The following is a 1,978-nucleotide window of genomic DNA, read 5'->3' on the forward strand; positions in this document are numbered from 1 at the left end:
GGTCAGGCCGTCGTAGTCGAACGGACGCGCGGTGCGCAGGTCGACGGTGGCGCCCAGCGAGCCCTCTTCCACGTCGGCCGAGGCGGTCTTGCGCGCGATCAGCTGCGAGAACAGGTCCGAGGCGAACACGTTGAAGTCGAAGCCGCGGCCGCGGTTGGTGCCGCCCTGGCCATCGCTGCTGCCGACCGTGCTCAGCGCTTCCAGGCCGTTGATGCGCACGCGGGTGAAGTCCGGGCCCAGGCCGCGCACCGAGATGTTGCGGCCTTCGCCGCCGTCACGGGTGATCACCACGCCGGGGATGCGCTGCAGCGATTCGGCCAGGTTGCTGTCCGGGAACTTGCCGATGTCCTCGGCGACGATGGCATCGACCATGCCGGTTTCGCCGCGCTTGATGTCCAGGGCCTTCTCGACGCTGGCGCGGTAGCCGGTGACGGTCACCGCATCCAGTTCGGTCGCCGCGGTACCCGCGTCCTGGGCGGCGGCGGTGCCGGCCTGCAGGGCCAGGCCGATGCCCAGCGCGAGCAAGGTAACCGGTGTCTTTTTTGATGCGTTACGTGGATCCATGTGCTTCCCCTCTCCAAGGTCTACATGCGAATCGGCTGATCGTTATGTACTGCTGAGCGCGGATGACACCGCTAGTCAAAATGGAAAGTAGCAGCTGCGTGAAGGTGGGGCATCTTGCACTGCAACAGGCCGCAAGACCCTTGCAATACCTTGTCCCAAGGACATTCCCGCCCATTGCGGCGACGGGACAGGAGGACAGAAACGGTGAAATGACACCGATAGTCAATTTCCCGTGCCATGATGCGCGCCGGTTCGACGATGAGCAGGAGTCCCGATGAATTCCCCCCGCGTTGTCTGTTTCGGTGAGCTGCTGCTGCGGCTGGGCGCCCCCGGCCACCAGCTGCTGCTGCAAAGCCCTTTCCTGGAGGTGCACTGCGGTGGCGCCGAAGCCAATGTCGGCGTGTCGCTGGCCCACTTCGGCCATGACGTGGCCATGGTCAGCGTGGTCGCCGACAACCCGCTCGGTGCGGCGGTCACCGGCGAGCTGCGCCGCCACGGCGTGGACACCGGCCGGGTGCGCCGCGCCGAAGGCCGCATGGGCCTGTACTTCCTGACCACCGGTGCCGGCCACCGTCCCAGCGAAGTGGTGTACGACCGCGCCGATTCGGCCTTCGCCAGCGCGCGCGCCGACAGCTACGACTGGCCGGCGCTGCTGCAGGGCGCGCAGTGGCTGCACCTGTCCGGGGTGAGCCCGGCACTGGGGCCGGAGGCGGCGCAGGCCACGCTGGACGCCGCGCGCGCAGCCTGCGCACTGGGCATCAAGGTCTCCTTCGACGGCAACTTCCGGCCCAAGCTGTGGGAACGTTGGGGCGGGGACGCCAAGGCGATCCTGCGCGACCTGTTCGACTGCGCGCACATCGTGTTCGCCGACTACCGTGACATCGGCGTGGTGCTGGGCGGCGAGTTCGCGCAGGCCGACGCGCAGGCGCGCGTGGACGCGGCCGCGGCGATGGCCTTCGCCGCCTTCCCGCGCCTGCAGTACATGGCCTGCACGCAGCGCACCGCGCACAGCGTGGGCCACCATTCGATCGGTGCGATGCTGCTCGGCCGCGATGGCACGCGCACGGTCGCACCGGTCGAGGAGCTGACCGATATCATTGACCGCATCGGCGGTGGCGACGCATTCGCTGCCGGCGTGCTGCACGGGTTGATCGAGGGCCTGGACGCCGACACCACCCTTCGCTTCGGCCTGGCGGCCGGTTGCCTGAAGCACTCGATCCCCGGTGATTTCAACCCGGTCGGCGTGGCCGACGTGATGGCCCTGATGGGCGAGGGAAAATTCGATGTCCGGCGCTGATCCGCGCGTACGCGCAGTGCTCAAACTGGCCCCGGTGATCCCGGTGTTCACCCCCGAGGACGTGGACGATGCGGTGCAGGTGGCGCATGCCTTGTTCCGTGGTGGGCTGCCGGTGAT

General features: G+C 68.2%; 2 protein-coding genes and 1 pseudogene. 2 read left to right on the plus strand and 1 reads right to left on the minus strand.

The window, feature by feature from the left end; all coding sequences use genetic code 11:
* The coding region (locus tag VA603_RS11905) for a TonB-dependent receptor plug domain-containing protein (protein WP_323438978.1) at window positions 1–564 on the minus strand (564 nt) is incomplete at its 3' end.
* Between the two features lie 274 nt (window positions 565–838).
* Between VA603_RS11905 and VA603_RS11910 the strand changes: the two genes are divergently transcribed.
* Window positions 839–1,861: a sugar kinase gene (locus tag VA603_RS11910; protein ID WP_313255776.1), complete on the plus strand. Its 1,023-nt coding sequence runs from the start codon at window positions 839–841 to the stop codon at window positions 1,859–1,861.
* Window positions 1,848–1,978, plus strand: a pseudogene (locus VA603_RS11915) (bifunctional 4-hydroxy-2-oxoglutarate aldolase/2-dehydro-3-deoxy-phosphogluconate aldolase); the annotation flags it as partial. The gene VA603_RS11910 and the pseudogene VA603_RS11915, both read left to right, overlap by 14 nt.

The sequence above is a fragment of the Stenotrophomonas capsici genome (genome assembly GCF_034961085.1).
Classification (GTDB): Bacteria; Pseudomonadota; Gammaproteobacteria; order Xanthomonadales; family Xanthomonadaceae; genus Stenotrophomonas; species Stenotrophomonas capsici.

What these genes read in the sequence shown, in the direction of transcription:
- VA603_RS11910 (WP_313255776.1), top strand. Translation starts at nt 839, where the DNA reads ATGAATTCCCCCCGCGTTGTCTGTTTCGGTGAGCTGCTGCTGCGGCTG.